This is a genomic window from Rhizobium sp. SAFR-030 (assembly GCF_059415005.1).
Genome location: NZ_JBPFDO010000005.1, coordinates 1 through 26,228 on the forward strand (window position 1 = coordinate 1; position 26,228 = coordinate 26,228).

Below are 26,228 nucleotides of genomic sequence, written 5' to 3' on the forward strand. Positions count from 1 at the left end.
CGGGGTGGAGCAGCCCGGTAGCTCGTCAGGCTCATAACCTGAAGGCCGCAGGTTCAAATCCTGCCCCCGCAACCAAATCCCCCCAAAAAATACCAAACCAAAACACACCAGACCAAAAGACAGCGGCAAACAGAGCCGGACAAGTGCCGGCATTCCCCCGATCGCCAGGCCCAAAACTGCCCGTGGGCTCTACTCAGCACAAAGCCTGAAGGGCTGGACCGCGTGCCGACAGCCGTACCAATCCGCGACGGCCCGAGGAATAGTCGGCCGCACAACTTTGTTTGGGCTCCCTTCGCCAGTCAGCCGTCCCCACCAAGACAGCGCGCAGCCCGTCCGGCATACAGCTTCTCCTCTTCAGCACTTCGAAAGTTTGACACACCCGCCCTTACCCGGCGGGTGCACCCTGACCTGAGCCCCTAAACTTCCTCCAGACTTTGGTAGAGTCCGTCACATCGAGGAGACGGACGAGTGAAGCGTTCACGGTTCACGGAAGAACAGATCATCGGGATCTTGAAGGAGCAGGAGGCGGGTGCGAAGACAGTCGATGTCTGCCGCAAGCATGGCATCTCGGATGCAACCTTCTACAAATACAAGGCGAAGTATGGCGTCATGGACGTGTCCGATGCCCGCAAGCTGAAGGCGCTTGAGGACGAGAACGCCAAGCTGAAGAAGCTGCTCGCCGAGGGGATGTTGGACAATGCGATCCTGAAGGATGTCGCTGCAAAAAAATGGTGACGCCCGATGTAAAGCGGGATGCGGTGGTTCACGTCTGTGCGAAGCATGGAGTGAGCCAGCGTCGGGCGTGCGAGGCTTTGTCGGTGGATCGGTCAAGCATGCGATATCGCAGCGTGCGGCCAGACGATGCATCCATACGCAAGGCGATGAAGAAGGAGGCGTCCGAGCGCCGGCGCTTCGGTTATCCGCCTATCCATGTCGTGCTTGACCGGCAGGGGATCGTCATGAACCTGAAGAAGCTTCGGCGTCTCTATCGGGAGGAGAAGCTGACGGTGCGCAAGCGTGGCGGCCGAAAGCGGGCCTTGGGGACGAGACGCCCTCTGGCTCTGCCGTCGCGTCCCAATGAGCGCTGGAGCCTGGACTTCGTCAGCGACGCCTTCACGGACGGCCGCCGGTTCCGCGTGCTGGCGGTTGTAGACGACTTCACCCGCGAATGCCTGTGCCTGATCGCCGATACATCTCTGTTCGGGAGCACGGCTCGCCCGCGAGTTGGATAGTCTCATTGCCAGGCGGGGAAAGCCGAGAACGATTGTCTCTGACAACGGGACAGAAATGACCAGCATGGCCATCCTCAAATGGTGCCAGGAGACCACGGTTGAATGGCACTACATCGCCCCCGGCTCTCCCGGACGCTGGAGGGAAATGGGGTCTCATGTCAGTAATCATGACCTTCGCGATTCGCCCACCTGCAACCCGATTTATTCCGGCACGCTGGGCAGTACCGTGTCGCGCTTCTTCAACTGTTGCTCGCGCAGGAAGATGAACAGGCCGGATCCGACGATGAGGGTGGCGCCGACGATCATCGCATTGCCCGGCACCTCCCCAAATATCGTCCACCCGAAGATCACCGCAAACAGAAGGAGCGTGTACTGCAGCGGCGCCACGGTTGCTGCATCCGACACCTTCAGCGCCCTGTTCACCAGCATGTGGGCACCCATAGCGACGATGCCGAGCAGGCCGAGCAGCAGGCCTTCTCCGAGCGAGGCGATCGGCTGCCAACCGACGGGTGCGATGACCAAGCCGGCGATGCCGCAACCAGCCAGCTGGAAGAAGACCAGTGCCTTGTCCGGCGTGTTGCGCAGACTGCGGCCAGACAGCAGCATAAAGGCGAAGGCGCCTGTTCCGAGGATCGAGATGAGCGCCGGGAAGGTGAACATTGCCGATGACGGTTCAAGCGTGATGACGACGCCGACGAAGCCGACGGCAATGGCGCTCCAGCGCCGCCAGCCGACCTTTTCGCCGAGGATGAGCGGCGAGGCGGCCGCCACGTAGATCGGTGCAGCCAGCCAGTAGGTCATCACGTCGGCAAGCGGCATGTACATGACGGCATAGTAGAAGCAGAACAGTTCAAGCGTCGAAAACACCACCCGGGCAGCCTGCAGGCGTGGCCTCTCAACAGTGATGAGCGGTGCCAGGCCATCCTTCCACATCAGCGGAATGAGGATGATGAGCGCCGCGACGCTGCGGATCAGGATCACCTGCCCCAGGCCATAGCTCGCAACCAGCCATTTGCCGATTGCGTCGTTCATCGCAAACATCAGCATGCCGAGCAGCATGATCCCCGGTCCGGCGGCGCCGAGAGCCTTTCGGGCAGCGCCCGGAACATGCTGAAAATTCATCGTGTCTCTGCCCGCCTTGGCGATTTGCTGCTGGAGCGTTAGCATGCAGTCACCCACCTCGCCAGCCCCTGTCGGGAGCCTGCGCCGCCGTCGGAAAACTGGCACCGGCTGGTGGAACCCGGAACCTGCTCAGCCGTTGAGGGGCATCTGCCACCTGAAAGGATCTGCCATGCTGAAATGGGCTCTCATTTTCCTCGCCATCTCGCTGATTTCCGGCTTCCTCGGCTTCTCAGGTGTTTCGGCCGCCACCGCCACAATTGCGCGGATCCTGTTCTTCATCGCCATTGCCGTGTTCCTGGTGTTCCTGGTTCTGGCCTTCATGGCAGGCAGCATCGTATTCTAGCGCCACGTCGCGGGACCTGCCGCTGATCCGGCGGACCCACACAAAAAAGCCCTGCCGAGGCAGGGCAATCTGGGGGAAAGCTCGGCGCCGGATCGGCGCGAGCAACTCATTCAGCCAGAGCTTGTGACATCCGGCGAGGGCAGTTTGCCCTGAAACGGTACGATATCACGGTTGCTCCGTGAGATCCTGAAATCCCAACGGCGAAGGCCCTAGCCGGAGCGACATCCAAGGTGCGGGCGCTGCGCGCGCGGAGTCGGCAGCGGAAGCGGAGGAGGCTTGCGGCGGATCATCGCGGGATGCCGGATCCAATGGCGATTTCGCGCAATCAATCCGCTGTCGCTGATACCAAGCTCCAAATCGTCAACGGCGATTGGTCCTAGCGTTCCTTGACCGACTGCATGGCGACCGAGGTTGACGTGCTGGCCACATGCGGCAGGCTGGAAATCTTCTCGCCCAGCACTTCCCGGTAACGACGGATGTTCTGCGTCCGCACCTTGAGCAGGTAGTCGAACCGCCCGGCGATCATGTGGCATTCCTCAACCTCGCGGATCTTCGAAACGGCGCGATTGAACTCTTCGAGTGCCTTCTCGCGCGTGTCCGACAGCTTCACTTCGGCAAAGGCGACATGATCGAGCCCCAGCTTCTTCTGATTGATGACCGCCTTGAAGCCTTCGATGTAGCCGGTCTCGGTCAACCGCTTGAGGCGCGCCGCGGACGGCGTCTTCGACAATCCGATGCGTGACGCAAGCTCGGTCACCGCGATCCGACCATCTTCGGCAAGAATTGCCAGGATCTTCAGGTCGAAGGCATCCAGATCGTCTTCCCTGTCGATATCCATGGACAAATTTCCTTTTAGATGCGCTGAAGATGGTCAAGAAGGCTGTTCTGACTTCAATCTACAGACTTTCGAGAGGGACGACGAGCGGTTATGATCGCTGCACCCACTTTTCCTCGATCGAGATCTCATCCGATGATGTCGCAAGACCTGAACTCCATGTCTGACGGAAACGCTGCCGCTGCTCCGTTCGCCGAATTCGCGCAGCCGATCCGCCCGCAGTCGTCCCTGCGCCGGGCGATTACCGCCGCCTACCGGCGCCCGGAAATCGAGTGCATCGCCTCGCTGCTCGATGCCGCAAGCCTGTCGGGCGAGGACAAGGCTGCCGCCCAGCGGACCGCGCGCCAACTGGTGGTCGCCCTGCGCGCCAAGCACAAGGGCAGTGGCGTCGAGGGACTGGTGCATGAATACGCGCTGTCGTCGCAGGAGGGCGTCGCGCTGATGTGTCTTGCGGAAGCGCTGCTGCGGATCCCCGACACGGCGACGCGAGACGCGTTGATCCGCGACAAGATCGCTGCGGGCGACTGGAGGTCGCATCTCGGCGGCGGTCGCTCGCTGTTCGTCAATGCCGCCACCTGGGGACTGGTGGTGACCGGCAAGCTCACCTCGACGGTCAACGATCGCAGCCTGACGGCGGCTCTCACCCGACTTCTTGCCCGCTGCGGCGAGCCGGTGGTGCGCCGTGGCGTCGACATGGCGATGCGCATGATGGGCGAGCAGTTCGTCACCGGCGAGACGATCGACGAGGCCCTCCGGCGCGCGCGGACGATGGAAGACAAGGGCTTTCGTTACTCCTACGACATGCTCGGAGAGGCGGCGACCACGAAGGCCGACGCCGAGCGCTACTACCGCGATTACGAAAACGCCATCCACGCGATTGGCCGCGCTGCGGCGGGCCGCGGCGTATATCAGGGCCCCGGCATCTCCATCAAGCTCTCGGCGCTGCATCCGCGCTATACGCGGACGCAGGCGAGCCGGGTGATGGAGGAGTTGCTGCCGCGGGTAAAGGCGCTGGCGGCACTCGCCAAGCAATATGACATCGGCCTCAACATCGACGCCGAAGAGGCGGACCGGCTGGAGCTTTCCCTGGATCTCCTGGAAGAGCTCTGCCTTGAGCCGACGCTGTCCGGCTGGAACGGGATCGGCTTTGTCGTCCAGGCCTATGGCAAGCGCTGCCCCTTCGTTCTCGATTACATCGTCGATCTCGCCCGGCGCAGCGGTCACCGCATCATGGTGCGGCTGGTTAAGGGCGCCTACTGGGACGCCGAGATCAAGCGGGCCCAGCTCGAGGGCCTGGACGACTTCCCGGTCTTCACCCGCAAGGTCCATACAGACGTCTCCTACATCGCCTGCGCGGCCAAGCTGCTGGTCGCCCGGGATATGATCTTCCCGCAATTTGCGACCCACAATGCCCAGACGCTGGCGACGATCTATCAGATGGCTGGCCCGGAATTCTCCGTTGGCTCCTATGAGTTCCAGTGCCTGCATGGCATGGGCGAACCGCTGTATGAGGAAGTCGTCGATCCGACCCGGCTCGCCCGTCCGTGCCGCATCTACGCACCCGTCGGGACGCATGAGACGCTGCTCGCCTACCTCGTCCGCCGCCTGCTGGAAAACGGCGCCAATTCCTCCTTCGTCAACCGCATTGGTGACGAGACGGTATCGATCGACGACCTGATCGCCGATCCGGTGGATGTGGTGCGGGCCATGGCGCAGCCGGGGTCGCGGCATGAGAAGATCGCCCTGCCGCAGGACCTGTTCGGCAAGTCCCGAAAGAACTCCGCCGGGCTCGATCTGTCGAATGAGGCGGTGCTTGAAAAGCTATCGCAGTCGCTGCTCGAAAGTGCCGCCATCGATTGGCAGGCGCAGCCCACTGTCGTGGAGGGCGAAGTCGCGCTGCAGCCGGTCATCAATCCGGCAGATCACCGGGACCAGGTCGGCACGGTAGCGGCGGCCGGCGAAGTCGACGCCCTGCGCGCTGCAGAGCGTGCCGCTTCAGCCGGCATGGCGTGGGCAGACGTGTCACCGGCCGAGCGGGCCCATTGCCTTGAGAGGGCGGCCGATCTTCTTGAAGAGAGGATGCCGCACCTGCTGGGTCTCATCATGCGCGAGGCCGGCAAGTCTGCGCTGAACGCGATTGCCGAAGTCCGCGAAGCCGTCGATTTCCTGCGCTACTATGCGGAGCAGGCCAAGCGCACCTTAGGCCCCAGGCATCTTCCGCTCGGTCCGGTAGTCTGCATCAGCCCGTGGAACTTCCCGCTGGCAATCTTCACAGGCCAGGTCGCCGCGGCTCTGGTGGCCGGCAATCCGGTGCTTGCAAAGCCCGCCGAAGAGACGCCGCTGATTGCGGCGGAGGCGGTGCGGATCCTGCATGAGGCCGGCGTGCCGACAGATGCGCTGCAGCTTCTTCCCGGCGATGGCCGCATCGGTGCGGCGCTGGTTGCAGCACCTGAGACGGCGGCGGTGATGTTCACCGGCTCGACCGAGGTGGCGCGGCTCATCCAGGCGCAGCTTTCGATCCGCCTTTCGCCGGTCGGCAAGCCCCTGCCTCTGATCGCCGAGACCGGCGGCCAGAACGCGATGATCGTCGATTCCTCGGCGCTTGCCGAACAGGTGGTCGGCGATGTCATCTCGTCTGCCTTCGACAGCGCCGGACAGCGCTGCTCGGCACTGCGCGTTCTCTGCCTGCAGGAAGACGTTGCCGATCGCGTGCTTTCGATGCTGAAGGGCGCGCTCGCCGAACTGTCGATCGGCCGCACGGATCGCCTCAGCACGGACATTGGCCCAGTAATCACGCTTGAGGCAAAGCAGTCGATCGAAACGCATATCGAGCGGATGCGCGGCCTCGGTCACAAGATCCATCAGGCGCCGCTGCCGGTAGCGGCGTCGGCGGGCACGTTCGTAGCGCCGACGATCATCGAGCTTCCGTCGCTGAAGGACCTGACCCGCGAGGTTTTCGGGCCGGTCCTTCATGTGATCCGCTACCGCCGCGCGGATCTGGACCGGCTGATCGACCAGATCAATGACACCGGTTACGGATTGACCTTTGGCCTTCACACCCGGCTTGATGAGACGATTGCCCACGTCATGAGCCGGATAAGGACCGGCAACCGCTACGTGAACCGAAACGTCATCGGCGCGGTGGTCGGGGTCCAGCCGTTCGGTGGCCGTGGCCTGTCCGGCACCGGGCCGAAGGCCGGTGGACCGCTCTATCTCGGCCGTCTGGTCGAGACGCCGCCGGAGCCGCCGCAACTCAGTTCCGTCCATATCGATCCAGCGCTCACGGATTTCGTCCGCTGGCTGGAGGACCGTCAGCAGCCGGAGGCCGCCGAGCTGGCGCGTATGATCGGCAGCCAATCGGCGCTCGGGCTGGAGCTTTCGCTGCCGGGGCCGGTCGGCGAGAAGAATCTCTATGAGCTGCATCCGCGCGGCCGGATCCTCCTTCTGCCGCAGACGCAAGCCGGCCTGTTCAACCAACTGGCCTGCGCCCTGGCGACAGGCAATTCGGCCGTGGTGGAAGGCCCTGTCGCTCTTACGGAGTCGCTCGCCGCGCTGCCGGAAACGCTGAAGGCCCGCATCGTCACCACCTCGAACGGGATGGCAAGCGGCGCAGTTTCGGGCGCACTGATCGAGGGTGCCTCGGATCAGGTGCGCGATGCACTGGCGCGGATCGCGGCGCTGGATGGTCCGCTTGTTCTGGCGCAGGCGGCATCGAGCCAAGCTGTCGCCGGGGAAGGCGCCTATTGCTTGAACTGGTTGCTGGAGGAAGTCTCCACCTCGATCAACACGGCGGCAGCAGGCGGCAATGCCAGCCTGATGGCGATCGGCTGACGCCCGACACAGCTTGCCTGCGAAGGCAGACGCCTTATGATGCGCCGGCTGGTAACAGCCGGCGCAAACGCGTCGGGAGTATCAGGATATGAGAAGGACGGTCGTTTGAGGCGCATGATTTCCAGCTGGCTTTTGGCGGCGTCAGCCCTGACCTTCATCACGCCCTCCACGGCAAGTGCCGCCGACTGGCAGGCAGTCGAACAGATCAAGACCTACGCGATCAAGGGAAAGACCGGTGCAGAGCTATACGCGGCAATCGGCGAACGAGCGCCAAGCGCCGGCGGCGGACTGGCCATTGCCCATACCAGCTTCCGTCTTACCTGGACGCGGACCTATACACCCGACGGTTCGGCCTGCGTCATCACGGTTGCCAGGCCGAAGGTCATCATCACCTACACGCTGCCGAAGCCGGCGAGCCGGCTGTCTGCCGAGGTTGCGCGAAGCTGGGCGCGATTCATCGAGGGCGTCGAAACCCACGAACGCGTGCACGGCGACTTCATCAAGACGCTCGTCCAGCAGATCCAGGATTTCAGTCTCGGCCTGCGCCAGGAGAACGACCCCGGGTGCCAGCGGATCCGCCAGGTCCTGACAGCACGGCTGGGCGAACTGTCCCGCGCCGAGCGGGCGAAGAACGTCGAGTTCGACAAGGTCGAGCTCAATCCTGGCGGCAAGGTGCACCAGTTGATCCTGGCGCTCGTCAACGGCCCCTGATCCAAATCGGAAAAATCCCGTCATAGAAAAAGGGGCCTGCCGGATAGTCGGCAGACCCCTTTGGAGGCCGGAGCCTCGTTCCTTGGGAGGAAGCTTTACTCGGCGGGCTGCAGCGTAGCCGGGGTGCTCGGTTCGCTCGGCAGGCGGCCAGCCATGGCTTCTGCGAGCATGCCGGTATCCAGTTCGTTCTCCCAACGCGCGACGACGATGGTCGCCACCGCATTGCCGACGAAGTTGGTGAGCGCCCGGCATTCGGACATGAAGCGATCGATGCCGAGGATCAGCGCCATGCCGGCGACCGGAACCGAGGGCACGACCGACAGGGTGGCAGCCAGCGTGATGAAGCCGGCGCCGGTGATGCCGGCGGCACCCTTGGAGCTCAGCATCGCCACCAGCAGCAGCAGGATCTGGTCGCCGATGGACAGCTGGATGTCGGTCGCCTGGGCGATGAACAGCGCCGCAAGCGTCATGTAGATGTTGGTCCCGTCGAGGTTGAACGAATAGCCGGTGGGGATGACCAGGCCGACGACCGACCGCTTGCAGCCGGCGCGTTCCATCTTCTGCATCAGGCCGGGAAGTGCCGCTTCCGAGGACGAGGTGCCGAGAACCAGCAGCAGCTCTTCCTTGATATAGCGGACCAGCGCCAGGATGGAGAAGCCGTTGTAGCGGGCGACGGCGCCGAGAACGACGAACACGAAGATCAGCGACGTGACATAGAAGGTGCCGATCAGGAAGGCGAGATTGGCAACCGAGCCGATGCCGTATTTGCCGATGGTGAAGGCCATGGCGCCGAAGGCGCCGATCGGTGCGGCCTTCATCAGGATCGCCACGAGCTTGAAGATCGGTGCCATGACGGCATTGAGAAATTCGGTGACAGGTCTGCCGCGTTCACCGACCATGGCGAGCGAAATGCCGAACAGCACCGAGAAGAACAGCACCTGCAGGATGTCGCCCTGGGCAAACGCCCCGACAATGGTTTCCGGAATGATGTTCATCAGGAAGCCGGTCACGGACGTCTCGTGCGCCTTGGTAGCGTAGGTGGCGACGGCCTTGGCATCCAGCGAGGCGGGATCGATATGCATGCCGGAGCCCGGCTGCAGAACGTTTGCAATCAGCATGCCGACGGCAAGCGCCAGCGTGGAGAATGTCAGGAAGTAGATCATTGCCTTACCGGCGACGCGCCCGACCTTCTTTAGGTCCGACATGCCGGCAATGCCGGTCGCGACCGTCAGGAAGATCACCGGCGCGATGATCATCTTGACGAGGCGGATGAAAGCGTCGCCAAGCGGCTTCAGAGACGCGCCGAATTCGGGGTAGAAGTGGCCGAGCACGATGCCGGCGGTGATTGCCACCAGAACCTGGACATAAAGCTGGCGATAAAGCGGAATTCTGCCGCGCGGAGCCGCGGCATTCACATTCAAATCCATTTGATAGATCCTCCAGCGCGCCCCAACTGTTGAACAGCTCTCCCGGGGCGGTCTTTGATGATGACCCCCTCACTCGCAAGCAGCGTGCCAGTCTGACCAGGAGGTCTTAAGTCGTTGTTTTCGCGGAACAGGCTGGCAGAGGCTCACGCGGTGAAGCCGGAATTGTGCGGAATTCCGCTCGCCCGCGCGTTGCTGTCTCTGCCGCAAAGTGTCATTATCCGCACATGGAACAGGATGTGATGTCCGTTGGTGACGAAGTGTCCATGACCGCGACCAGGCGACCATGGCTCGTCTTCGCAGTCGTTGCCGCAGCTCTCTTGGCCGCGACGCTCATCGGCGTCCAGCGCTACGCAGCCGCAACCGCACTCGCGACACTGGAGCAGCAGGGGCGTGTGGATGCGGGGTTGAAGGTGGCGTTGCTGAGGGCCGTGCTGGAGCGACCGCGCTCGCTGCCGCTGCTCCTTGCCCGCGATCGCGACGTCGAAGAGGCGCTGGCCGGACCTGAACCGGGTCGTCTGGCGGCTCTCAACAGGAAGCTTGAGGATCTGGTCGCCGGGACCAATGCCTCGGTTCTCTATGTGACCGATACGCGGGGCGTGGCGATCGCCTCCAGCAATTGGCGCGAGCAGTCCAGCTTCGTCGGCAACGACTATGCCTTCCGCGACTATTTCTCCGCCGCGATGCGGATGAGCACCGCCGAGCACTTCGCGCTTGGCAATGTCAGCGGAAGGCCCGGGCTCTATATCTCCCATCGTGTGGGGCCGCAGACCGCTCCGCTGGGTGTCGTTGTGGTGAAGGCGGAATTCGACCAGTTGGAGAGCGACTGGCGCAGCGCCATGCGGCCGACCTTCGTCACCGACCAGAACGGCGTCGTGCTCATTACCAGCATCCCGTCCTGGCGGTTCATGTCCACCGACACCGCTGTGCCGCAAACCCTGCAGGCGGTCCGGCAAAGCCGGCAGTTCGGTGCCGAAAAACTGGTCGCACTGCCATCGGTCACTCTGGAGCAGAGAACTGATGGCGCGGAGCTCGTGCGCACGGTGCTTCCGGGTGACCAGGAGGAAACCTATGTGGAGGTCTCGCTGACGGTCCCGTCGACCCCCTGGGTGCTTCACTACCTTCTCCCGGTGCAGCCGGTGCTTGCCGCTGCCGCCCGCCAGGCACAGCTTTCAGCCGTCCTGGTGCTCGCGCCGATCCTCGCCGCTGCCGGCTGGCTGATCCGCCGGCGCCAGCGCATCCTCTCGACGATCGCTGCCGAACAGCGGGCGCGACAGGAGTTGGAGCGGCGGGTCGAAGAACGTACGCGTGATCTCAGCCAGGCCCGTGACCGGTTGCAGGCGGAAATTACCGACCATCGCGGTACCGAGGCAAGGCTGCAGGGCGTCCAGCAGGAGCTGGTGCAGGCCAATCGGCTGGCGATCCTGGGGCAGGTGGCGGCCGGCGTCGCCCATGAGATAAACCAGCCGGTGGCAACGATCCGTGCCTATGCCGATAATGCCCGCACCTTCCTCCAGCGTCGGCAGATGCAGCCGGCCGAGGAAAACCTGCAGGAGATCGCCGGCCTCACCGAGCGCATCGGCGCCATCACCGACGATCTGAAGGCTCTCGCTCGAAAAGGGCGCGGCGCTGCGCAACCGGTAATCCTCTGCGATGTCATCACCGGCGCTATCATGCTGCTGAAGAGCCGCTTCTCGGGGCGGCTGGAGGCGCTGCAGATCAATCTTCCCGCGCCGCAGGTGCTTGTCTTGGGCAACCGGCTCCGACTGGAACAGGTGATGATCAACCTCCTGCAGAACGCCCTCGAGGCGGTGGAGGACCGACCGGATGGCCAGGTGCGGGTCGAAACGAGGCTGTCCGACGACAGCATCGTCATCATCGTCGAGGACAATGGTCCGGGGATCCCGCCGGCCATCCGAGACCAACTGTTCACCCCCTTCAACAGCTCCAAGGAAGCCGGTCTTGGCCTCGGACTGGTCATCGCCAAGGACATTGTCGGTGACTACGGCGGACGCATCGATGCCGAGAGTTCGTCGAACGGAAGCCGCTTCACGGTCGAACTCAAACGGGCAGATACATGAACACATCGCTTCCGGTGATCCTGATCGACGACGACAGGGACCTGCTTCGGGCAACAGCCCAGACACTCGATCTTGCAGGTTTTGCCGTGACGGCCTGCGCGTCGGCAGCCGAAGCGCTGCCGCTGGTGGACATCTCCTTCCCCGGCGTCATCGTCTCCGACATCCGCATGCCGCGCATCGATGGGCTGGAACTGTTTGACCGGGTGCGGGCGATCGATCCTGACATTCCGGTCATCCTGGTCACCGGCCACGGAGATATCCAGATGGCGGTGAAGGCGATCCAGGCCGGCGCCTATGACTTCATTGCCAAGCCTTTCGCGGCCGACAGGCTGGTCCAGTGCGTGCATCGGGCCGGCGAGAAGCGCGCACTGGTGCTTGAAAACCGTCGGCTGCGGGAAAGTGCTGAAGAAGACGGGGACAATCTGCCGCTGATCGGCCAGACGCCGGTGATGGAGCGGCTGCGCGCGACGCTACGTCAGATCGCCGATACCGATGTCGACGTGCTGCTGACCGGAGAGACCGGCACCGGCAAGGAGGTGGTGGCAAGTCTGCTTCACCGGTGGAGCCGCAGGGCGCCGCGCAATTTCGTTGCCCTGAACTGTGGCGCGCTTCCCGAGCAGATCATGGAGAGCGAACTGTTCGGCCACGAGCAGGGGGCCTTCACCGGCGCCCAGAAACGCCGGGTCGGCCGGATCGAGCATTCCAGCGGCGGGACTCTGTTCCTCGATGAGATCGAGAGCATGGCGCCGGCCACCCAGGTCCAGATGCTGCGGGTGCTGGAAATGCGGGAGGTGACGCCGCTTGGCACCAACGAGGTGCGGCCCGTCGATCTGCGCGTCGTGGCGGCCGCCAAGGTGGATCTCGGCGACCCCTCGCAGCGTCGCGGCTTTCGCGAGGACCTCTACTACAGGCTCAACGTCGTCACTCTTTCGCTCCCGCCGCTGCGCGAGCGGCGAAACGACGTGCCGCTGCTCTTCCGTCACTTCGCGCAGCGAGCCGGAAAACGTTTTGGCAGGCCGGTGCCGGACCTGACGCCTGCCGTGAACCGACATCTTGCCGGCCACGATTGGCCGGGCAATGTGCGCGAGCTTACACACTTCGCCGAGCGTTTCGTGCTCGGCCTGGAGCCGGTGGAAGACGAGGCCGTTGCCGTGCCAGCCTCGAAGGATGCCACGACGGTGACGGGGAGCCTTCCCGAGCGGCTGGCCGAGGTAGAGGCCGGCTTCATCCGCCAGGCGCTGAAGGAGACCGGAGGAGACGTTCGAAGGACGATGGAGCTGCTCGGCATTCCGCGGAAGACCTTCTACGACAAGCTGCAGCGCCACGGCATCGTCCGCGGTCAGTTTTCCGGGCGCGACGACTGATCGCCTGCTTCGGGTGCCCGACCGTCCGTAGTCTTCAACGTCGGCGAAAAGCCCGGCGGCGGCATTTGAAACTTGGCGTGGCTGCCTATATGCCTTTGGGTCAAGCCTAGCCTGAGACCGGCGGTGTCCTCCGCCGGACCTTTAACGAGAGAAATCCATGCGTATCACGATGATCGGTGCCGGCTATGTGGGTCTGGTGTCGGGGGTCTGCTTTGCCGACTTCGGACATCATGTGACCTGCGTCGATAATGTCGAGGAGAAGGTCGAGGCGCTGCGCGCCGGCAAGGTGCCGATCTACGAACCGGGCCTCGACGAACTGGTGAAGTCGAACGTCAAGGGCAAGCGCCTGACCTTCACCACTGATCTCAAGAGCGCTGTCGCCGATGCGGATGTGGTCTTCATCGCCGTCGGTACGCCGTCCCGTCGCGGCGACGGTCACGCGGATCTGTCCTATGTCTACGCTGCGGCGAAAGAAATCGCCCATGCGATGACTGGCTTCACGGTCATTGTGACGAAGTCGACCGTCCCCGTCGGCACCGGCGACGAGGTGGAACGGATCATCCGCACTGAGCGTCCGGATGCCGATTTTGCCGTGGTGTCCAATCCCGAATTCCTGCGCGAAGGGGCGGCGATTGCCGACTTCAAGCGGCCTGATCGCATAGTCATCGGCTCGGAGGACGAGCGCGCAACCGAGGTGATGCGCGAGGTCTACCGCCCGCTCTACCTCAATTCGGCGCCGCTGTTCTTCTGCGACCGCCGCACGTCGGAACTCATCAAGTATGCTGGCAACGCCTTCCTGGCGATGAAGATCACCTTCATCAACGAGATGGCTGACCTCTGCGAGAAGGTCGGTGCGGACGTCCAGAAGGTCGCCAAGGGCATTGGCCTCGACAAGCGTATCGGTGACAAGTTCCTGCATGCCGGCCCGGGCTATGGCGGGTCCTGCTTCCCCAAGGATACCATGGCGCTGGTCAAGACCGCGCAGGACCACGAGAGCCCGATCCGGCTCATCGAGACGACGGTTGCCGTCAACGACAGCCGCAAACGGGCAATGGCGCGCAAGGTGATTGCCTGCTGCGACGGATCGGTGCGCGACAAGAAGATCGCCGTGCTCGGGCTGACCTTCAAGCCGAACACCGACGACATGCGCGACGCGCCGGCCCTGTCGATCATCCAGGCACTGCAGGACAACGGTGCCGATGTTCATGCCTACGATCCGGAGGGCATGGAGGCGGCGCAAGCCATGCTGCCGGGCGTCACCTTCGGCAGCGGCCCCTACGAGATTGCCGAGGCCGCGGACGCACTGGTACTGGTCACCGAGTGGGATGAGTTCCGGGCGCTCGATTTCCGCCGTCTGAAGACGTTGATGGCGCAGCCGGTGCTGGTCGACCTTCGCAACGTCTATCCGCAGGAGGAAGTGACGCGCCACGGGCTGCGCTATTGCGGCGTCGGTCGCTGAGCGGGCGGCCTTCGGGCCACCCGTCGGTTCCTCAGGCCACGCCCTCGAGCCAGGGGGCGGGCACCAGGCTTGGCGGGATTGTGCTGCGGCGCTCGCCCTCGACGAAGCCCTCTATGAAGGACAAGGCGTTCTCCAGCCCGTTCATCGTGTAGGGCTTCTCGATGGCACCCAGCGCACCGGCGAAATCCTCCGGGATGCGCTTCAGGTTGCCGGTGACGAAGACGTACGAAATGTCCTTTTTCGCCAGGTGCCGGCCAACCTCGATGCCGCTTGGCCCGTCCAGCAGATGAATGTCGACGAAGGCGAAATCGAGTTCGCCGGCATCGATCAGGGCCATTGCCTCGCTGCTCGACATGGCTTGCCCGACAATCGTGTGGCCGGCCGCCTCCAGTTCGCTTTCAAGCTCCAGCGCCAGCAACGCTTCGTCTTCGACGATGAGAATGTTCAAGTCTGTGGTGCTCCCTGTACGCTGTCGACCGCGAGCTTCACCTCGACGGTTGTCTGACGTCCGCTTGTGTGTCTGTCGATCGCGGCGTTCACCTGCCGCGCGCATGTTTCGAGGATGGTGCGGCTGAAGGCCTGCTCTTCGGCATCGACGAAACAGGGATCCATGTCGTCGACGATCTTGATGACGAAGTGGCCGTTCAACCGCTTGATGCAAAGGTGGATGGTGCCGCCGCCGTCGCGCAGCCCGCGCCGCAGGGAATCGCCGACCAGCTCGTTGATGATGAGCGCCAGCGGCGATGCCTTGATCGCCGGCACCAGCACCGGTGACAGGTCGAAGGTGATCTGGATGTCGTCTCTGCGCAAGGCTCCCACGACGTCCACCACCAGTTCGTGGGCGAAGTCGGCGACGTCGAACCGCTCGACGTCGGCGGTTGTGAACAGCTTCCGCTGCACGGTGCTCAGCGCCTCGACCCGGTCGAGCACCGAACGCAGGGTGGCGCGCACCGTTTCGTTCTCGGTGGTGCGGGCCTGCAGCTTGAGGATGGAGGCAATCGTCAGGAGGTTGTTCTTGACCCGGTGATCCACCTCGTGGACCAGAAGCGTCTTGGCGTCGAGCGCGTCCTGCAGATCCTTTGTGCGCCGTGCCACCTCCTCTTCGGCCGAACTGCGGGCCGCCGCCAGCTCACGCTGCTTGTCCTTCACGTGGGTGAAGTCCAGCTGCGAGGCGAAGAAGTAGAGCACGCGCCCGCTCTGATCCCGAACCGGGCTGATGAACAGCGCATTCCAGAACGTCGAGCCGTCCTTGCGGTAGTTCAGGATATCGATCGAGATGCTCTGCTCGGATTCGATGGCGCTACGGATCTTGGCAATGCTGTTCTTGTCGGTCTCCGGCCCCTGCAGCAGGCGGCAGTTCCGGCCGACCAGCTCCTCGGCGTTGAAACCCGAAAGGTCGCTGAACGCCGTATTGGAAAAGATGATCGGATTGTCGGGCTGGCGGGGATCGGTGATGATCATCGGCATGCGGGTCGCCTTGAAGGCGGCCGAGAAAGGATCGTCCGACAGATGCTTTGCAAGCAGGCGGTCTCCCGCGTCGCGCGCACTGCGTTTCTGATCTTCCCGGATGCTGCTCATCGACCGTTCATCAATTCGTTCCCACCGGCGCCTCAACGCAACGTGCCGGAACCGGTTCCATCCGGGATCACCGGCGACGGATGGCTAAGGCGCCGGGCGCAGGCACAACGCCTGGATGACGCACAGCGGCTGTCACGCCTCTCTAAAAAATCCTGAAAGGTGCTTGTGCAAAGGAAAGGGCTCGTCTATATCCGCGCCACTGGTCACGGAGTGTAGCGCAGTCTGGTAGCGCACCACGTTCGGGACGTGGGGGTCGGAGGTTCGAATCCTCTCACTCCGACCAGCCGAAGGCCCCGCAATGCGGGGCTTTTTCGTTTCTTCCCCCTTCCAGACAAAGTTCCTTGCCGTCCCGGTCGAACGGTTAGGCCTGTCCTGCCGCGTCAAGGACAAGCTTTGCAACGATGTCCGGCTGCGAGATGAGCGACAGGTGGCTTGCCTCGATCTCGATCGTCTTGGCGTTCATCCGCTTGGCCATGAACCGCTGGAGCTCCGGATTGATCGTCCTGTCTTGCGTCGACACGGCATAGAAGCTCGGCTTCGAACGCCAGGCAGCCCTGGTCGTCTTGCCGGTCAGCAGCGCCTTCATGAACGGCTGCTGGACGGCATAGAGCACCTCCGCTTTGTCGGCCGGCAGGTCGCCGGCAAAGTCACGCAGGAAGGCCTCCCTCGACAGGCGGCCTTCATCACCGTCGAAAACGATGCCGGCGGTTGCCGGCGGCGTCGGATAGGTTTTCGCCAGGGCCGCGTAATCCTCGCCGGCGTCGGGAGCCCGGGCGGCGACGTACACCAGAGAGGCGACGTTCGGATGATCGCCGGCTTCGGTGAGGATCATGCCGGAAAACGAGTGCCCGACGAACACGGTCGTACCGTCTTGCCGATCAAGCACGCGTCGCGCCGCGGCAACGGCATCGGGAAGGCTGGTCAGCGGATTCTGGACCGAGGTGCAGTTGAGGCCTTTTGCCTGCAGTCGCTCGATAACCTCCGTCCAGCAGGATCCATCGGCAAACAGTCCGTGGACGAACACCACGTTGCGTGCGGGCGGTTGCGCAGGAGTGGCGGCACGTGCGCCGCGGCTGGCCGCTGCCGCCACCATGCCGAGGCCGATCGTGCGGGAGAAATCGCGTCTGTTCATCATCGTCCGCTCCTTCAGGGTCTGTGACTGTGACTTTGACTGTGAGTGTCGGTGCAACTGCAAACACGCGGTGCATGCATGATGCCGATTGGCGCCGCCCGTCACCTTTCAAAATACTAGCCTGCGCAATCCCGTCGAGGCTTGGACAAACGCCCTTTGACGACGTGTCTCTCACACGGATGGGCGGGCAGAGGCATCCCAGCCAGGCGGCGGCAGCGGCGCTCAGATCATTCTGGCTCGCCCCGTTGATCCAGATCAAGGCTTCCAGCCGGTTGCAATGACATGGGTGCAGGCAGAGAGGCCGGCGGCACAGCCGGCGCCTGCTGCCTTTTGCATCCGGGGGATGTTTGATGAATACCACCGTACCCATCGCGGCGCTGTCGCTGGGCGCCTTTCTGGCGCTTCTCGGCGCCGGCTTCGCGCATGACGATCTCTTCGCGGCCCACATGTGGGTGCTGTTCTTCACGCTGGCGGCGGCAACCATCGTCATGCTGCAGCGGGTCAATTTCCAGCCGACCCCCAGATCCGCACCGGTGGCGGAGCGGTCGGTCTACTTCGACGAAGTGGTAAAATACGGTACGATCGCGACAGTCTTCTGGGGCGTGGTCGGCTTCCTGGTAGGTGTTATCGTCGCTCTGCAGCTTGCCTATCCGGATCTCAATGTAGGTCCGTGGTTCAACTTCGGCCGACTGCGTCCCCTTCACACCTCAGCCGTCGTCTTTGCCTTCGGCGGCAATGCGCTGATCTGTACGTCGCTCTATGTCGTGCAGCGGACCTCGCGGGCCCGGCTGTTTGGCGGGGAGGCGCTGGGCTGGTTCGTCTTCTGGGGTTACCAGCTGTTCATCGTCATGGCTGCGACCGGCTACCTGCTGGGGATTACCCAGGGGCGCGAATATGCCGAGCCGGAATGGTACGTGGACCTCTGGCTGACGATCGTCTGGGTCGCCTACCTCGTCACGTTCCTCGGTACCATCCTGAAGCGCAAGGAGCCGCACATCTATGTGGCGAACTGGTTCTACCTCGCCTTCATCGTCACCATCGCCATGCTGCATGTGGTGAACAACCTCGCGGTGCCGGTCTCCTTCCTCGGCGTCAAAAGCTACTCGGCCTTTTCCGGCGTCCAGGATGCGCTGACCCAGTGGTGGTACGGCCACAACGCCGTCGGCTTCTTCCTGACCGCCGGCTTTCTCGGCATGATGTACTATTTCGTGCCCAAGCAGGCCGGTCGCCCGGTCTATTCCTATCGTCTGTCGATCATTCACTTCTGGGCGCTGATCTTCATGTACATCTGGGCCGGCCCCCACCACCTGCACTACACCGCACTGCCCGACTGGGCGCAGACGCTCGGCATGGTGTTCTCGATCATGCTCTGGATGCCCTCCTGGGGCGGCATGATCAACGGTTTGATGACCCTGTCAGGCGCCTGGGACAAGATCCGCACCGACCCGATCATCCGCATGATGGTGATTGCGATCGCCTTCTACGGCATGTCGACCTTCGAAGGCCCGATGATGTCGATCAAGGCGGTCAACTCGCTCAGCCACTACACGGAATGGACCATCGGCCACGTCCACTCCGGCGCGCTTGGCTGGGTCGGCATGATCTCCTTCGGAGCGATCTACTTCCTGGTCCCGAAGCTCTGGAACCGCCCGCGACTCTACAGCCTGGCCATGGTCAACTGGCACTTCTGGCTCGCCACGCTCGGCATCGTCGTCTACGCCGCCGTCATGTGGGTCGCCGGCGTTCAGCAGGGGCTGATGTGGCGCGAATACGATGACCAGGGCTTCCTCGTCTATTCCTTCGCCGAGGCCGTCGCCGCGATGTTCCCCTACTACCTGCTGCGCGCCGTCGGCGGTGCCATGTATCTCGCCGGTGCGCTGATCATGGCCTTCAACATCACCATGACCATTCTCGGACACGAGCGGCGCGAGACGGTGGCAGGTACCATGCCCGCCGCTCTCCAGCCGGCCGAATAAGGAGCGCACCCATGTCCATCATGGATAAGCATCAATTCATCGAACGCAATGCGACGCTGCTCCTGGTCGGATCCCTGCTCGTCGTATCGATCGGCGGGATCGTCGAGATCGCGCCGCTCTTCTACCTGGAAAACACCATCGAGAAGGTGGAAGGCATGCGGCCCTACTCGCCGCTCGAACTGGCGGGGCGCAACATCTACATCCGCGAAGGCTGCTATGTCTGCCACAGCCAGATGATCCGTCCCTTCCGCGACGAGGTGGAACGCTACGGCCACTACAGTCTCGCGGCGGAATCCATGTACGACCACCCGTTCCAGTGGGGATCCAAGCGCACCGGGCCGGATCTTGCCCGCGTTGGCGATCGATACTCCAACGAGTGGCATGTCCAGCATCTGGTGCGGCCCCGCGACGTGGTGCCGGAATCGATCATGCCGGCCTATGCCTTCCTCAAGGCAACGCCGTTGAAGGTGACCGACGTCACCATGGACCTGAAGGCCAACACGCTGGTCGGCGTTCCGTACAGCGAGGACATGCTGGCAAACGCCAAGGCGGATCTGACCGCTCAGGCTGATCCAAACGCCGATACGGCGGCGCTCCTCGCCCGCTATCCCAAGGCGAAGGTCGGCGACTTCGACGGCGATCCGGCAAAGCTCACCGAAATGGATGCGCTGGTCGCCTACCTGCAGATGCTCGGCACACTGGTCGACTTCTCGACCTATGACGACGCGACCGGCTACCGCTGAGGAGGACGGGTAATGGAACTCTATACGGCAATGCGTCACTTCGCAGACAGCTGGGGCCTCCTCGCCATGCTGCTGTTTTTCGTTGGGGTCGTGCTCTGCACGGTGCGGCCCGGCGCCCGGGCTCAGGCAGACGAGGCGGCCAAAATCCCTCTGAAGGAGGATTGATCATGGCGGACAAGCATATTGATGAAATCAGCGGCGTCGAAACCACCGGCCACGAGTGGGACGGCATCCGCGAGCTGAACAATCCGCTGCCCCGCTGGTGGCTGTGGACCTTCTACGCCACGATCCTCTGGGCGATCGGATACATTATCGTCTATCCCGCCGTCCCGATGCTGACGGATGCGACGCGGGGCGTGCTCGGCTATTCCAGCCGTGGCGAGCTGCTGGCAGATCTCGCCGGCGCCAAGGCCGCGCAAGGGGCGATCAGCGACCGCATCGCCTCCGCCTCGCTTCAGGAGATCATCGCCGATCCACAGCTCAACCAGTTCGCCACGGCAGCCGGTGCCGCTGCCTTCAAGGTGAACTGCGTGCAGTGTCACGGTTCGGGTGCAGCCGGCGGTGCCGGCTATCCCAACCTCAATGACGACGACTGGCTGTGGGGCGGCGACGTGGATCAGATCCACCAGACGATTGCTCACGGGATCCGGTCGACCGAGGACGCCGAGAGCCGATTGTCGGAGATGCCGGCCTTCGTCGACATCCTGCAGCCGGCGGAGATCCGCCAGGTGGCAGCCTTCGTGGTCAGCCTGACCGGCACGCCGAGTGACGCAGCGATGGTCGAACCCGGCAAGCAGCTGTTTGCCGACAACTGCGCCTCCTGCCACGGCGAAAGTGCCGAGGGAAACCGCGAATTCGGCGCGCCGAGCCTTGCCGATGCGATCTGGCTGAAGGTCAACGGCGAGAGCGAGATCGCAGCGCAGATCCGCCAGCCGAAGCATGGCGTTATGCCGGCCTGGCAGGCGCGGCTTGGCGAAACGACGGTCAAGGAACTGGCGGTCTATATCCACGCACTGGGCGGCGGAGAGTGATCAGACCTGCGCCGACAGATAGCGCAACGCGACAGCGGCCGGAGCGCGAATGCCCCGGTCGTTCGTCAGGAAGACATCGCACGAAAGCGCCTCGGCCGTCGCGACATGGATGGCATCGATGAGCTTCATGTTCAGCTCGGCACCGAGTTCGGTCGCGCGTTGAATAAGAGCAAGATCAACCGGGACCAGGGCGACAAATTCCGGGTTGAGCAACAGATCGCGGTAGCTTTGCGCGCTGCCTCTGTTGCTCCGACGGAAGGCCCCACGCAGGCATTCACCCACGGTCATCTCGCTTGTTACGAAGTCGGTGTCGAGCTTGAGGGACCGGATCAGTCGTGCCGTTCCAGTTTGACGAACCGGTTCACCGTCAACGAGATAGATGATTATGTTTGAATCCAGGTACGTGCGTCGGCGCGCTTTGATCATTCGTCGCCACGTGCATCTCGGACCTCGCGAAGGACCTCCTCGTCCGACAGGTGAGATGAGTGACGGGTTGCTTCGTCCAGCCATTTTTGCAGTTTGTCACGTTGCTCTTCGACAGACGCAGCTTCGACTTCCAAGTCCATAGGAAGGTGGTCGGCTAGCGTTTCGACGACAACTTTCGCGCGCGATCCTGCGGTCCGGGCGGCTGCGGCATCGATCCGCGACAGCATCTCGTCATCCACTTCGATTTCCAGTCTGTGCAGGCCCACGGGTCTCTCCACTTCCATCTCAGCATAGCGCAATTCCGTCGATCCCGCCACAACAGGACGAAGTGGCCGCCTGCGGATTGATTTCCATCAAGGAAACCTTGGGCCGAGAACGGCAAGAGTATGGGCCAAAGGATGGTCCCATGCCTCTCGATACTGCAGCTTCCGACATAACAGCGTCCGGCATCGCAACCGCGGGTGAGGGCGGCAAGAAAACTGACGCGCCAGGCCCGGACCAGCCAGCCGGCCAGCCGCTTTACCAGAAGCGGAAGAAGATTTTCCCCAAGCGCGCCGAAGGACGATTCCGGCGCTTCAAATGGCTGGTCATGCTGGTGACGCTGGGGATCTACTACATCACGCCCTGGATCCGCTGGGATCGTGGTCCCTATGCGCCGGACCAGGCGGTGCTCATCGACCTGGCATCGCGCCGCTTCTACGTGTTCTTCATCGAGATCTGGCCGCAGGAGTTCTTCTTCGTCGCCGGCCTCCTGGTGATGGCCGGCTTCGGCCTCTTCCTGGTGACGTCGGCTGTCGGTCGCGCCTGGTGCGGCTATGCCTGTCCGCAGACCGTCTGGGTGGACCTGTTCCTGGTCGTTGAGCGCTTCATCGAGGGAGACCGCAACGCCCGAATGAAACTCGATGCCGGCCCCTGGACCTTCGAGAAGCTCGCCAAGCGAACGGGCAAGCACGCGACATGGCTGCTCATCGCGGTCCTGACCGGCGGCGCCTGGATCTTCTACTTCGCCGATGCGCCGTCGCTGGCCTTCGATTTTCTCAACGGCCAGGCGCCCTTCGTTGCCTATTCGACAGTCGCTGTCCTTACCGCCACCACCTATGTCTTCGGCGGACTGCTGCGCGAGCAGGTGTGCATCTACATGTGTCCCTGGCCACGCATACAGGGCGCCATGCTGGACGACAGCTCGCTTGTCGTCACCTACAACGATTGGCGCGGCGAGCCACGGGGCCGGCATGCCAAGAAGGCGGCCGCGGCCAATCAGCCGATGGGCGATTGCGTCGACTGCGACGCCTGCGTCGCCGTCTGTCCGATGGGCATCGACATCCGCGATGGCCAGCAACTCGCCTGCATTACCTGCGCGCTCTGTATCGACGCCTGTGACGGCGTAATGGACAAGCTCGGCCGCGCACGCGGGCTGATCGCCTACGCGACGCTCGACGAGTACCGATCCAACATGGCCATTGCCACCGACGGCGGTCGCACGGCCATCGACCCCGCACGGGTGCGCACCGCCGATGGCCGCTTCGCCGAGGCCGTCAGATCCTTCGACTGGCGGATCATCGTTCGGCCGCGCACGCTTTTCTACACGGCGGCCTGGTGTGCGGTCGGCATCGGCCTTGTGGTTGCACTGCTTGCCCGGGATCGTCTTGAGCTGAATGTCCTGCACGACCGCAATCCGCAATTCGTGCTCGAGTCGGATGGCGCAATCCGCAACGGCTACACGATCCGCCTCCTCAACATGATCCCGGAACGCCGAACCCTTCTCCTGTCACTGCAGGGGCTGAACAGCGCCGAGATGAAGATCCCGGCACTCGCTGCCGACTATGCCGATCGTGTCTTCGCCATTCAGGTGGAGCCTGACAGGGTCACCACACTGAAAGTGTTCGTGACGCTGCCGAAGGAGGCGCTGGGCGATGCGCGCGAAGGCCTCGCCTTCATCGTCGAGGATCGGATCAGCCAAGAGAAGGACGTCTACCGCGCCGCCTTCAATATTCCCGGAGCCCAGTGATGTTCATGCGCCGATCCCACGACTTTACCTTCACCGGATGGCACATGGCGGGCGTCGTCTGCCTGTTCTTCGGCACGATCATTTCGGTCAACGTCTACATGGCCTACCAGGCGGTCCACAGCTGGAGCGGGCTGGTTGTCGAGAACACCTATGTGGCAAGTCAGCAGTTCAACGGAAAGGTCGAAGAAGCCAAGCGCCTTGCGGCCAGCGGCCTGTCCGGAACGCTGACGGTTGGCGACGGCATGATCCGCTATCGGATGGTCGATGCGGCGGGCAGGCCTGTCGTCGCCGATGAATTGACCGTTCGCTTCAAGCGCCCCGTCGGCGATCACCAGGATTTCGAGCTCTTGCTCTCCCCGCTTGGCAACGGCGTGTACGAAGCCCAGCGCGAGGTTCTGCCGGGTCATTGGATCGTCGAGGTGACGGGCCTCAAATCGGGCGAGCGGATCCTGCACCATTCCAAGCGCATCGCCGTGAGAGGGCCTGCCTCATGAGCTGCTGCGCACCGGGCACCGAAGCTGCCCTCGATCTATCCTCTCCTGCTTTTGGCGCGCCGTCACGTGAAGAGCTGCTGCTGGCCCGTCGTGACCTTGGCGAGGATCGCTATCAGACAGATCTCAGCGTGCCCGGCGTCCATTGCGGCGCCTGCATCTCGTCGATCGAACAGGCACTCCGGCGATTGCCCGCCGTCGAAAAGGCGCGTGTCAACCTGTCGACACGCCGCGTTTCCATCATCTGGCGCAATGCCGAGGGCACCACTGACCCCGTCGCCTTCGTCGAGGCGATCCGCAGTGCCACCGGCTATTCCGCTCATCTGTTCTCAGGCGACGCCGAGGAGAGCGACCGCTTGAGGATGCAACTGATCCGCGGTGTCGCCGTCACGGGCTTCGCCTCGGCCAACATCATGCTGCTCTCGGTCTCTGTCTGGTCCGGAGCGGAAGCCTCGACCCGCGACCTCTTCCACTGGATCTCCGCCTTTATCGCGGCGCCGGCGCTGATCTATGGCGGGCGGTTTTTCTACCGGTCGGCGTGGCAGGCCCTGCGGCATGGCCGCACCAATATGGACGTGCCGATTGCACTCGCCATCACGCTCTCCTATGCCGTCTCGCTGTGGGAGACAGTGCACCACGGCGAGCACGCCTGGTTCGATGCGACGGTGTCGCTGCTGTTCTTCCTGCTGATCGGCCGGACGCTGGATCATATCATGCGTGACCGCGCCCGCTCGGCAATCACCGGGCTCGCGCGTCTTGCACCGCGTGGGGCCATGGTCGTGCTGGACGACGGTAGCCGCGAATACCGTCCCGTGGAAGAAATCGCCCCGGGGGACCGGTTTGCCGTCGCTGTCGGAGATCGGGTATCGGTGGATGGCATCGTGATTTCAGGGATGAGCGATCTGGATCTCTCCATCGTCACAGGCGAAAGCGCTCCACAGCCCGTCCGTCCCGGAGTCGCGGTCCAGGCGGGCGTCATCAACCTCACCGGCTCGCTGATTTTGCGGGCGACCGCCACCGTCCACCAATCCTTCCTCGCTGAAGTCATCGCTCTGATGGAAGCTGCCGAAGGCGGTCGTGCGCAGTATCGCCGCATTGCCGATCGCGCCGCGACCATTTATTCCCCAGTCGTTCATCTTCTGGCGCTTCTGACCTTCCTTGGCTGGGGCATGTTCGGCGGCGACTGGAAGCAGGCGATGCTGATCGCGATCTCGGTGCTGATCATCACCTGCCCCTGCGCGTTGGGACTTGCGGTGCCGGTGGTGCAGGTAGTGGCGGCCGGAAAGCTGTTTCAGAGCGGCATCATGGTCAAGGACGGGTCGGCGATGGAACGGCTCGCCGAAGCCGATACCATCGCTTTCGACAAGACCGGAACACTCACTGTCGGCCGGCCCGTGCTGATCGAGGCTGAGGGCGATCCCGAGTTTCAGGCCTTGGCCGCTGCGATTGCCACCCATTCGCGTCACCCGCTGTCGCGGGCGCTGGCGGCCTTGCATCATGGTCCAACGCCTGCCATTGAAGGCGTCCGTGAAATCGCCGGCGAGGGGATGGCCGTCGACACACCGGCCGGCGAAGTGCGGCTCGGACGACGTGCCTTTGCCTGCGCCGGATCCACGACGCGGGACGCCGACGTTGCCTCCGAAGTCGTGCTGGCCGTCGACGGCGAGGAAAAGGCACGCTTCGCCTTTCGCGACGCCCTGCGCCCGGATGCAAGACGCGTCGTGCTGTCTTTGCAGCAGCAGGGGTTTCCGCTGTCGATCCTCTCCGGCGACCGCGCCGCGGCCGTCCGGGATGCTGCAGACCGGCTCGGCATCGAGACTTGGACGGCGGATGTATCGCCGCAGGGCAAGACTGAAGCCCTGGACCGGCTGCGTGCTGCGGGACGACACGTCCTGATGGTGGGTGACGGGATCAACGACGCGCCGGCGCTCAGTGCCGCACACGTATCGATGGCGCCAGCGACGGCCGCCGATATCGGTCGTCGGGCCGCCGACTTCGTCTTCCTGCGCGAGGGCCTCGAGCCGGTGCAGACGGCCATCGCGGTGTCCCGCACTGCCGCGCGGCTGATCCGCGAGAACTTCGCGCTCGCCGTGGGCTACAACATCATCGCCGTGCCGGTGGCAATCACCGGCTATGCAACACCGCTGGTTGCGGCCGTGGCCATGTCGACATCGTCGCTGATCGTTGTCGTCAATGCCTTGCGTCTCAACCGCATGGCGCGGCCGACAACCGATGCTGCTCAAACGCAGCGACTTGGCGTCCAGACTGCTGCGGAGGCCAGCCTCGCATGAACATGCTGATCTACCTGATCCCGATCGCGCTGTTGCTGGGAGCCTTAGGCCTCGGCGCCTTTCTCTGGTCGCTGGGCAGCGGTCAGTATGACGACCTCGACGGTGCGGCCTGGCGGGTGCTGGAGGAGGATGACACGCCGGGTGCTTAGT

The 26,228-nt window shown here is 63.4% G+C and carries 22 protein-coding genes, 1 tRNA gene and 1 pseudogene; 16 read left to right on the forward strand and 8 right to left on the reverse strand.

What is annotated here, in order from left to right; translation table 11 throughout:
- Positions 1-468: 468 nt before the first annotated feature.
- A pseudogene (locus tag ACR65N_RS15665) lies at positions 469-1,362 on the forward strand (IS3 family transposase); the annotation flags it as partial.
- Between the two features lie 71 nt (positions 1,363-1,433).
- Here the strand turns inward: ACR65N_RS15665 and ACR65N_RS15670 are convergent.
- On the reverse strand, positions 1,434-2,354 hold the full coding sequence (locus ACR65N_RS15670) for a DMT family transporter (RefSeq protein WP_440457780.1): 921 nt from the start codon (positions 2,352-2,354) through the stop codon (positions 1,434-1,436).
- 169 nt (positions 2,355-2,523) lie between these two features.
- Between ACR65N_RS15670 and ACR65N_RS15675 the strand changes: the two genes are divergently transcribed.
- Positions 2,524-2,697 (forward strand): DUF1328 domain-containing protein, encoded by a 174-nt coding sequence (locus tag ACR65N_RS15675; protein ID WP_430306508.1) that lies wholly within the window; start codon positions 2,524-2,526, stop codon positions 2,695-2,697.
- Positions 2,698-3,073: 376 nt separating this feature from the next.
- Here ACR65N_RS15675 and ACR65N_RS15680 read toward each other — a convergent pair whose 3' ends face one another.
- Positions 3,074-3,535, reverse strand: a complete 462-nt coding sequence (locus tag ACR65N_RS15680; RefSeq protein WP_440457781.1) for an Lrp/AsnC family transcriptional regulator — start codon at positions 3,533-3,535, stop codon at positions 3,074-3,076.
- Between the two features lie 156 nt (positions 3,536-3,691).
- Here ACR65N_RS15680 and putA point away from each other — a divergent pair, with 156 nt between their 5' ends.
- Both putA and ACR65N_RS15690 read left to right on the forward strand, forming a co-directional pair.
- Positions 3,692-7,363 carry a trifunctional transcriptional regulator/proline dehydrogenase/L-glutamate gamma-semialdehyde dehydrogenase gene (putA, locus tag ACR65N_RS15685; RefSeq protein ID WP_440457782.1) on the forward strand — a complete coding sequence of 1,224 codons (3,672 nt, stop codon included), beginning with the start codon at positions 3,692-3,694 and terminating at the stop codon, positions 7,361-7,363.
- A gap of 114 nt (positions 7,364-7,477) precedes the next feature.
- The gene (locus ACR65N_RS15690; protein ID WP_440457783.1) at positions 7,478-8,074 is read left to right on the forward strand and encodes a DUF922 domain-containing Zn-dependent protease; all 597 of its coding nucleotides are present in this window, start codon (positions 7,478-7,480) and stop codon (positions 8,072-8,074) included.
- A gap of 95 nt (positions 8,075-8,169) precedes the next feature.
- Here ACR65N_RS15690 and ACR65N_RS15695 read toward each other — a convergent pair whose 3' ends face one another.
- On the reverse strand, positions 8,170-9,501 hold the full coding sequence (locus tag ACR65N_RS15695; RefSeq protein WP_430306504.1) for a dicarboxylate/amino acid:cation symporter: 1,332 nt from the start codon (positions 9,499-9,501) through the stop codon (positions 8,170-8,172).
- A 263-nt stretch (positions 9,502-9,764) separates the two neighbouring features.
- Between ACR65N_RS15695 and ACR65N_RS15700 the strand changes: the two genes are divergently transcribed.
- From ACR65N_RS15700 to ACR65N_RS15710, 3 genes are all read left to right on the forward strand, one after another.
- Positions 9,765-11,579: a sensor histidine kinase gene (locus ACR65N_RS15700; RefSeq protein WP_440457784.1), complete on the forward strand. Its 1,815-nt coding sequence runs from the start codon at positions 9,765-9,767 to the stop codon at positions 11,577-11,579.
- Positions 11,576-12,943, forward strand: coding sequence for a sigma-54-dependent transcriptional regulator (locus tag ACR65N_RS15705; RefSeq protein ID WP_440457785.1), 1,368 nt, complete (start codon positions 11,576-11,578; stop codon positions 12,941-12,943). The genes ACR65N_RS15700 and ACR65N_RS15705 overlap by 4 nt, the downstream gene beginning before the upstream one ends.
- A 157-nt stretch (positions 12,944-13,100) precedes the next feature.
- Entirely contained in the window at positions 13,101-14,402 is a 1,302-nt protein-coding gene (locus ACR65N_RS15710) for a UDP-glucose dehydrogenase family protein (protein ID WP_430306501.1), read from the forward strand.
- Positions 14,403-14,433: 31 nt separating this feature from the next.
- Here ACR65N_RS15710 and ACR65N_RS15715 read toward each other — a convergent pair whose 3' ends face one another.
- The gene (locus tag ACR65N_RS15715; protein ID WP_430306500.1) at positions 14,434-14,850 is read right to left on the reverse strand and encodes a response regulator; all 417 of its coding nucleotides are present in this window, start codon (positions 14,848-14,850) and stop codon (positions 14,434-14,436) included.
- On the reverse strand, positions 14,847-15,980 hold the full coding sequence (locus tag ACR65N_RS15720; RefSeq protein WP_430306499.1) for a histidine kinase dimerization/phosphoacceptor domain -containing protein: 1,134 nt from the start codon (positions 15,978-15,980) through the stop codon (positions 14,847-14,849). Before ACR65N_RS15720 ends, ACR65N_RS15715 begins: the two co-directional genes overlap by 4 nt.
- A gap of 206 nt (positions 15,981-16,186) precedes the next feature.
- On the opposite strand from ACR65N_RS15720, the gene ACR65N_RS15725 reads away from it, so the two are divergent.
- A tRNA-Pro gene (locus tag ACR65N_RS15725) sits at positions 16,187-16,263 on the forward strand.
- Between the two features lie 78 nt (positions 16,264-16,341).
- Here ACR65N_RS15725 and ACR65N_RS15730 read toward each other — a convergent pair.
- Positions 16,342-17,115 (reverse strand): alpha/beta fold hydrolase, encoded by a 774-nt coding sequence (locus tag ACR65N_RS15730; protein WP_440457786.1) that lies wholly within the window; start codon positions 17,113-17,115, stop codon positions 16,342-16,344.
- 347 nt (positions 17,116-17,462) lie between these two features.
- Between ACR65N_RS15730 and ccoN the strand changes: the two genes are divergently transcribed.
- Genes ccoN through ccoP form a run of 4 tightly spaced genes read left to right on the forward strand, consistent with a single transcriptional unit; the run spans position 17,463 to position 20,862 of the window.
- Positions 17,463-19,088 carry a cytochrome-c oxidase, cbb3-type subunit I gene (ccoN, locus tag ACR65N_RS15735; protein ID WP_440457787.1) on the forward strand — a complete coding sequence of 542 codons (1,626 nt, stop codon included), beginning with the start codon at positions 17,463-17,465 and terminating at the stop codon, positions 19,086-19,088.
- Between the two features lie 11 nt (positions 19,089-19,099).
- Positions 19,100-19,831 carry a cytochrome-c oxidase, cbb3-type subunit II gene (ccoO, locus tag ACR65N_RS15740; protein ID WP_440457788.1) on the forward strand — a complete coding sequence of 244 codons (732 nt, stop codon included), beginning with the start codon at positions 19,100-19,102 and terminating at the stop codon, positions 19,829-19,831.
- Between the two features lie 12 nt (positions 19,832-19,843).
- On the forward strand, positions 19,844-19,996 hold the full coding sequence (locus ACR65N_RS15745; RefSeq protein WP_430306495.1) for a cbb3-type cytochrome c oxidase subunit 3: 153 nt from the start codon (positions 19,844-19,846) through the stop codon (positions 19,994-19,996).
- 2 nt (positions 19,997-19,998) lie between these two features.
- Positions 19,999-20,862 carry a cytochrome-c oxidase, cbb3-type subunit III gene (gene ccoP, locus ACR65N_RS15750; RefSeq protein ID WP_440457789.1) on the forward strand — a complete coding sequence of 288 codons (864 nt, stop codon included), beginning with the start codon at positions 19,999-20,001 and terminating at the stop codon, positions 20,860-20,862.
- On the opposite strand, the gene ACR65N_RS15755 is transcribed toward ccoP, so the two are convergent.
- Positions 20,863-21,288, reverse strand: a complete 426-nt coding sequence (locus ACR65N_RS15755; protein ID WP_440457790.1) for a type II toxin-antitoxin system VapC family toxin — start codon at positions 21,286-21,288, stop codon at positions 20,863-20,865.
- Complete coding sequence (locus ACR65N_RS15760; RefSeq protein WP_430306492.1) at positions 21,285-21,554, reverse strand: hypothetical protein; 270 nt, start codon at positions 21,552-21,554, stop codon at positions 21,285-21,287. Before ACR65N_RS15760 ends, ACR65N_RS15755 begins: the two co-directional genes overlap by 4 nt.
- A 140-nt stretch (positions 21,555-21,694) precedes the next feature.
- On the opposite strand from ACR65N_RS15760, the gene ccoG reads away from it, so the two are divergent.
- The 4 genes from ccoG to ccoS are packed head-to-tail and all read left to right on the forward strand — an operon-like array spanning position 21,695 to position 26,227.
- Positions 21,695-23,296, forward strand: coding sequence for a cytochrome c oxidase accessory protein CcoG (gene ccoG, locus ACR65N_RS15765; protein WP_440457791.1), 1,602 nt, complete (start codon positions 21,695-21,697; stop codon positions 23,294-23,296).
- Complete coding sequence (locus ACR65N_RS15770) at positions 23,296-23,790, forward strand: FixH family protein (RefSeq protein ID WP_440457792.1); 495 nt, start codon at positions 23,296-23,298, stop codon at positions 23,788-23,790. Before ccoG ends, ACR65N_RS15770 begins: the two co-directional genes overlap by 1 nt.
- Positions 23,787-26,078, forward strand: a complete 2,292-nt coding sequence (locus ACR65N_RS15775; RefSeq protein WP_440457793.1) for a heavy metal translocating P-type ATPase — start codon at positions 23,787-23,789, stop codon at positions 26,076-26,078. Before ACR65N_RS15770 ends, ACR65N_RS15775 begins: the two co-directional genes overlap by 4 nt.
- Positions 26,075-26,227, forward strand: a complete 153-nt coding sequence (gene ccoS, locus ACR65N_RS15780; RefSeq protein WP_440457794.1) for a cbb3-type cytochrome oxidase assembly protein CcoS — start codon at positions 26,075-26,077, stop codon at positions 26,225-26,227. Before ACR65N_RS15775 ends, ccoS begins: the two co-directional genes overlap by 4 nt.
- Position 26,228: the final 1 nt, after the last annotated feature.

Bases quoted from the DNA above. Each gene is read 5' to 3' on its own strand.
- ACR65N_RS15720 (WP_430306499.1), bottom strand. From the start codon at position 15,980: ATGAGCAGCATCCGGGAAGATCAGAAACGCAGTGCGCGCGACGCGGGA.
- ccoG (WP_440457791.1), top strand. From the start codon at position 21,695: ATGCCTCTCGATACTGCAGCTTCCGACATAACAGCGTCCGGCATCGCA.
- ccoP (WP_440457789.1), top strand. From the start codon at position 19,999: ATGGCGGACAAGCATATTGATGAAATCAGCGGCGTCGAAACCACCGGC.
- ACR65N_RS15755 (WP_440457790.1), bottom strand. From the start codon at position 21,288: ATGATCAAAGCGCGCCGACGCACGTACCTGGATTCAAACATAATCATC.
- ACR65N_RS15675 (WP_430306508.1), top strand. From the start codon at position 2,524: ATGCTGAAATGGGCTCTCATTTTCCTCGCCATCTCGCTGATTTCCGGC.
- ACR65N_RS15730 (WP_440457786.1), bottom strand. From the start codon at position 17,115: ATGATGAACAGACGCGATTTCTCCCGCACGATCGGCCTCGGCATGGTG.
- ccoN (WP_440457787.1), top strand. From the start codon at position 17,463: ATGAATACCACCGTACCCATCGCGGCGCTGTCGCTGGGCGCCTTTCTG.
- ACR65N_RS15690 (WP_440457783.1), top strand. From the start codon at position 7,478: ATGATTTCCAGCTGGCTTTTGGCGGCGTCAGCCCTGACCTTCATCACG.
- ACR65N_RS15695 (WP_430306504.1), bottom strand. From the start codon at position 9,501: ATGGATTTGAATGTGAATGCCGCGGCTCCGCGCGGCAGAATTCCGCTT.
- ccoO (WP_440457788.1), top strand. From the start codon at position 19,100: ATGTCCATCATGGATAAGCATCAATTCATCGAACGCAATGCGACGCTG.
- ACR65N_RS15705 (WP_440457785.1), top strand. From the start codon at position 11,576: ATGAACACATCGCTTCCGGTGATCCTGATCGACGACGACAGGGACCTG.
- ACR65N_RS15710 (WP_430306501.1), top strand. From the start codon at position 13,101: ATGCGTATCACGATGATCGGTGCCGGCTATGTGGGTCTGGTGTCGGGG.
- ACR65N_RS15775 (WP_440457793.1), top strand. From the start codon at position 23,787: ATGAGCTGCTGCGCACCGGGCACCGAAGCTGCCCTCGATCTATCCTCT.
- ccoS (WP_440457794.1), top strand. From the start codon at position 26,075: ATGAACATGCTGATCTACCTGATCCCGATCGCGCTGTTGCTGGGAGCC.
- ACR65N_RS15670 (WP_440457780.1), bottom strand. From the start codon at position 2,354: ATGAATTTTCAGCATGTTCCGGGCGCTGCCCGAAAGGCTCTCGGCGCC.
- ACR65N_RS15745 (WP_430306495.1), top strand. From the start codon at position 19,844: ATGGAACTCTATACGGCAATGCGTCACTTCGCAGACAGCTGGGGCCTC.
- ACR65N_RS15680 (WP_440457781.1), bottom strand. From the start codon at position 3,535: ATGGATATCGACAGGGAAGACGATCTGGATGCCTTCGACCTGAAGATC.
- putA (WP_440457782.1), top strand. From the start codon at position 3,692: ATGTCTGACGGAAACGCTGCCGCTGCTCCGTTCGCCGAATTCGCGCAG.
- ACR65N_RS15700 (WP_440457784.1), top strand. From the start codon at position 9,765: ATGACCGCGACCAGGCGACCATGGCTCGTCTTCGCAGTCGTTGCCGCA.
- ACR65N_RS15770 (WP_440457792.1), top strand. From the start codon at position 23,296: ATGTTCATGCGCCGATCCCACGACTTTACCTTCACCGGATGGCACATG.